Source organism: Bradyrhizobium sp. Mp27 (assembly GCF_029953005.1).
Classification (GTDB): Bacteria; Pseudomonadota; Alphaproteobacteria; order Rhizobiales; family Xanthobacteraceae; genus Bradyrhizobium; species Bradyrhizobium barranii.
In genome coordinates this window covers 1-3,572 of record NZ_JASAUS010000344.1, presented here as the reverse complement: position 1 = coordinate 3,572, position 3,572 = coordinate 1, and the positions used below count along the sequence as shown (strand labels likewise).

The following is a 3,572-nucleotide window of genomic DNA, read 5'->3' as shown; positions in this document are numbered from 1 at the left end:
AGTCTCGGTCATGGCGTATCGCTCTCCTCGAGAGGTTCTGGCAGGCTCGTCACCCGCCTCGATACGCCGCCTTCCTCACACCGTCATCACCCAGATTCCGCCATAGCTCGTCAGCAATCGTAATCTTATTCAATTGGCGCACATCGTTTGGAAGCAGCGTGCGGTCAAGCTCGATTTCCATAAGTCGAGCCCAACGTTGCGCGTCAGACTTCAGGTAGAATGTCTGCGTTCTGGAAGAATGCCCTAACCTGCGCACTTGAACCTGCCACTTGCCATTTCGCGCTCGTAAGCTTGCCATGCTCACTCTCCATCAGCACCCTCGAATCAGGTCAGACTGATGATGGAATATCAATTCTATCACCGGTCCTGCCGCCACACTTGCTCGAAACACTCGTGCTCATATAAGCAACGATTTTCCGCCAGCCATGAAGGAGTTCAGTACAGCCATGTAAGGCTTCGGCTGGCTATCTCGCTGCTGGTCCTGCAGCTTTATGAGATTTATGTAGTGCGACGACCGATGTACCATTAACGATCGAATCTTCTGGTAACCAGACGGCTGAAGATTTCCCATCAATGCCCTTCTAATCGCGTTGGTGAGCACGTCGACCATCTCTAAACCTGGCTGCGCATCGGGTGAAAAATGAAACGAAGCCGTCATCAGCTTTTTAAGATCAACACCTTGACCACTAACGCTGCCCGCAGGTGCTAAGACTCTGTCCAAGGCACAGATTGACGGGTTGCTGGGATACATCGCCGGCACCCGGTATCCAGTCCGAAATCGGGTCATAGTTCTACTGTCCGTCAAGGCAGGTCTCCGTGCCAAGGAGATCGCATCACTGACCTGGGGGATGGTCTCGGATGCAACGGGTCAGATCGGGTCGTCCATCCATCTGCCGGACATAGCCAGTAAGGGAAGGTCCGGCAGGGTAATTCCGATCAATCGAGATCTCCTAGATGCACTGGTGGCGCTGAGGTCGAATCCCATTTCCAGTCGTCCATCTGACCACGTTATCACGACCGAGAGAGCGGCTGTGACCAGCGCTCATGCCATCGTGATTATGTTCGCGAGATGGTTCAGAGAGATGAGCTATTCCGGCTGTTCCAGTCATAGCGGGAGACGGACCTTCATTACGAATGCGGCAAGAAGGATATCGACAGTCGGCGGCTCGCTACGCGATGTCCAGATGTTGGCTGGGCATTCCACGCTATCAACGACCCAACGATACATAGAAGCCGATAGCCACGCTCAGCGGAAGATTGTCGATCTCGTATAGGGATATTTTTGTCACTTTTGGTGGTGGCTTCCCGCAAATATCACCATTTGACATGGTGCACTCGTGAGCGCAGTTTTCCGACACAACTGCTTACGGTGATCACGATGCGTTGGATGATGTTTCCCTACGTCGTTGCTGCACTGGTATCAGGGGCACACTTTTCCGCTCTCGCTCAGCCCCTTGAGGGCAATCCATTGCGCGGGCGTGAAATCGCGACAAAGCTATGCAGCTCATGTCACCACGTTCTGCCGATGACTATCCCCGACAAGGCTGATCCCCCGAGCTTCCAGAGCATCGCTAACCTCCCGTCGACCACAGGGATCGCTTTGAATGCGTTTCTTCATTCAAGCCGCAAGAATATGCCCAATCTCATCCTTGCTCCAGCCGACTCAAATGACGTGATCGCATATATCCTGAGCCTGAAGCAGCAATAAAAGGCGAGCGCTACTCCCCTTCATGCAAGACGGCGCCGATACCACGCGCAAAAGAAGATCGTTGAACTGGTCTAACGCGGCAGCGGTCTATTGGAGTGTGGATTCGCCAAGAAAGTCGTCTAAGTCGAATTCTTGTACGGTAGCGCGCTTTTGGTATCGCGGTGACAGCTCAACCGTGATCCGCTTACCCTGCTTGTCTGCATAAACCCATCCCGCGAGATTGGCGGTCAGGCTGCCGCTTTCCTTGTAATGGTCCACGAGCGTCTTGAGGGTGTGTTCCTCGATTTTGATCGTGCCAATCAAGTCAGGTGATCTTGGTTTTGTTTTCTCGGCTTTTTTCAAGATGCCGAGGGAGCGACTGAGATTTGTTGCTGCTAGGTCATGCATTTTGTTGTTCTCCTTTTTGGCAATGACGCTGTATGACCTATTTATGCTTGTATGACGTTCAGAGGTCGGCACTGGCGGCGTTGGACATGTCCGCCTAGTGGCAGACAGTCCGCCTGCGGCGGACCGTTCGGGGGCATAAGTATCGGCATCCACTCAACGCGTGGCAGCTTCCTTTCCCTACTATTTTACCTCTCTTATCCCTACTATTTTACCTCCCGTGAGGTGATAACACCCCGATTTATATACAACCATCAAAATACCCTCCCTGTTATCACCACTTCTCGCGGTACCAGGGCACATCGGTCCCGTGGTCGAATCCGTGCCTCCGTGGCACGATGACCGCGCATGTCCGTCCTTACGCGAAAACTCAAGCTTTCCATCAATCGGAAACTCATCAACAAGAACGAGGGCAACGATAAATCCTTGTTTGCTGAGGGCTGGATCAACAGGTCGTTGACCCCGAAGCAGCTCGCGGACTCGATCAACAAGGGGATCGCGTACTGCTGCCAACTCGATGGGCTCCGAAAATCGGCGAATTTCCTCTGCTCGGACATCATCTCCGTTGATATCGACGGAACGCGCCGCATCGATGAGATGATGTGCGATCCGATCGTCGAGCGCTTCCTGACGATCTTCTACACCACTCCAAGCCACACTAACGAGCAGCACCGCTTTCGTCTCATCTTCGCGCTGCCGCGAACAATCGATTCTAGGGATGAAATGGTCGCGGCATCCCGAAGCCTGACTTTGCGGCTCAATGGTGATCGAGGCGCAACAGATGCGGCTCGCATCTTCTACGGCTCACGCGGCTCCAATCCGCAAATCTTTGACCGTGGCATCGACGCAGCCCTTCTGGACGAACTCATCAAGCAAGGGCTGGATACCGATCACAGCGACACGAAGGGTTCGGCTGTAACCGCCAGCTCAGTTTCCAAACTCACCGTTGCCGCAGAACTCTCCATAAAAACAGGATATGGCAAGACGTTACCGTTCTCACAGATCGATTTCGGTACAGCGGTATGTTGCCCCTTTCATCATGATGAGCACGCAAGCGCGTTCGTCCTCAAATCGCGCACAGGCACAAGGGGATTGCATTGCTCGACCTGCGCACAGACGTTCTGGCTCGAAGGTACAACAATTCCGTCTTACGATTTCTTCGACTTCGACAAACGCGTCCGCGAAGTGAAAGCGTACTTCGACAAGCACCACGATCTCGGACCGTTGAAGGACCTTTTTGTCAACGAAGACCCGATCCACGAGGGATTGACCGACGCAAACATCGCGATCACCTCGAGCAAGTACCTGACGCTGAATCGCATCAATGACGGTCTCACTCTCATCAAGAGCCCGAAAGGAACAGGAAAGACCGTAAACGGTACGAGAGGCCCACGGAGCCACGGACTTGGTGCGGACGGCCTACGCACCGCGCTTGAAGCGTATAGGCATCCAGAACTGCCGGAGGGCCTCGACGGTTGCT

Annotated in this window: 4 protein-coding genes and 1 pseudogene; 3 read left to right on the top strand and 2 right to left on the bottom strand. The window is 53.7% G+C overall.

Features of this window, described 5'->3' with window-relative positions:
* Nucleotides 1-397: 397 nt before the first annotated feature.
* Nucleotides 398-751 carry a hypothetical protein gene (locus QJT78_RS49480; RefSeq protein ID WP_281460802.1) on the bottom strand — a complete coding sequence of 118 codons (354 nt, stop codon included), beginning with the start codon at nucleotides 749-751 and terminating at the stop codon, nucleotides 398-400.
* On the opposite strand from QJT78_RS49480, the gene QJT78_RS49475 reads away from it, so the two are divergent.
* Both QJT78_RS49475 and QJT78_RS49470 read left to right on the top strand, forming a co-directional pair.
* The gene (locus tag QJT78_RS49475) at nucleotides 738-1,274 is read left to right on the top strand and encodes a site-specific integrase (RefSeq protein ID WP_281460801.1); all 537 of its coding nucleotides are present in this window, start codon (nucleotides 738-740) and stop codon (nucleotides 1,272-1,274) included. The genes QJT78_RS49480 and QJT78_RS49475 overlap by 14 nt on opposite strands.
* A gap of 113 nt (nucleotides 1,275-1,387) precedes the next feature.
* A complete protein-coding gene (locus QJT78_RS49470) occupies nucleotides 1,388-1,708 on the top strand; it encodes a cytochrome c (protein ID WP_281460800.1) in 321 nt (106 codons plus the stop codon).
* Between the two features lie 87 nt (nucleotides 1,709-1,795).
* Here QJT78_RS49470 and QJT78_RS49465 read toward each other — a convergent pair whose 3' ends face one another.
* Entirely contained in the window at nucleotides 1,796-2,095 is a 300-nt protein-coding gene (locus tag QJT78_RS49465) for a hypothetical protein (protein ID WP_208089721.1), read from the bottom strand.
* A gap of 345 nt (nucleotides 2,096-2,440) precedes the next feature.
* Here QJT78_RS49465 and QJT78_RS49460 point away from each other — a divergent pair.
* A pseudogene (locus tag QJT78_RS49460) lies at nucleotides 2,441-3,572 on the top strand (hypothetical protein); the annotation flags it as partial.